The 1,178-nt window shown below is 66.4% G+C and carries 1 protein-coding gene; it reads left to right on the top strand.

Going from position 1 to position 1,178, the window contains the following annotated elements; translation table 11 throughout:
• Positions 1-1,178 (top strand): Ig-like domain-containing protein (locus tag ACLEJP_RS25455; RefSeq protein WP_440810894.1); only part of this gene is annotated, 1,178 nt, incomplete at both ends.

Raw genomic sequence — 1,178 nt, 5'->3', positions numbered from 1 at the left:
GGCAGCGTGGTAAACGCCACGGCGAACGACCCGACCGGCAACACCGGTTCGCCGGCTGCCATCACGGTGGACTCGGTGGCGCCTGCGGCACCGGCGGTCGATCCCAGCAATGGCAGTGCAATCAGCGGCACCGCCGAGGCGGGGAGCACCGTCATCCTCACCGATGGCAGCGGCAACCCGATCGGCCAGACCACCGCCGACGGCAACGGCAACTGGAGCTTCACGCCGGCAACCCCATTGCCGGACGGCACCGTCGTCAATGCCGTGGCCCGGGACCCGGCTGGCAATACCGGCCCGCAAGGCAGCACCACGGTGGACGCTGTAGCGCCGGGCGCGCCGGTGGTAAACCCGACTAACGGCGCCGTGATCAATGGTACTGCCGAGCCGAATAGCACCGTGACCCTGACCGATGGCAGCGGCAATCCGATCGGCCAGGTAACAGCCGATGGCAACGGAAACTGGAGCTTCACGCCCGCCACGCAATTGGCAAATGCAACTGTGGTCAATGCCACGGCGACCGATGCTGCCGGCAACACAAGCAATCCTGGTAGCACTACGGTGGATTCATCGCTGCCTTCGATTCCGCAGGTCGATCCGAGTAATGGCTCGGTGATCAGCGGTACCGCCGATGCCGGCAATACCATCATCCTCACCGATGGCAACGGCAACCCGATCGGCCAAGTCACCGCCGACGGCAGCGGCAACTGGTCATTCACGCCCGGCACACCGTTGCCCGATGGCAGCGTGGTCAACGTCGTGGCGCGCAACCCGGGCGGCATCGAAAGCGCACCCGCAGTCGTTACCGTTGACGGCGTGGCACCGGCCGCACCGACGATCGAGCCGAGCAATGGTACGGAAATCAGTGGTACCGCCGAGGCCGGGGCCAAGGTGATTCTCACCGACGGCAGCGGCAACCCGGTCGGCGAGACGACCGCCGACGGCAGTGGCAACTGGTCGTTCACGCCTGGCACGCCGCTGGCCAACGGCACGGTCGTCAATGCAGTGGCCCAGGACCCGGCTGGCAATACCAGCGGGCCGACCAGTGTCACCGTTGATGCTATCGCCCCGGCTGCACCGGTCATCAACCCGAGCAACGGCGCTGTGATCAGCGGGACCGCTGAAGCCGGGGCCAAGGTGATTCTCACCGACGGTGGTGGCAACCCGGTTGGCGAGACGAT

The sequence above is a fragment of the Pseudomonas sp. SMV7 genome (assembly GCF_052041995.1).
Taxonomy (GTDB): Bacteria; Pseudomonadota; Gammaproteobacteria; order Pseudomonadales; family Pseudomonadaceae; genus Aquipseudomonas.
The sequence above is the reverse complement of the archived record's forward strand: the minus strand, read 5'-3'. Positions and strand labels throughout refer to the sequence as shown.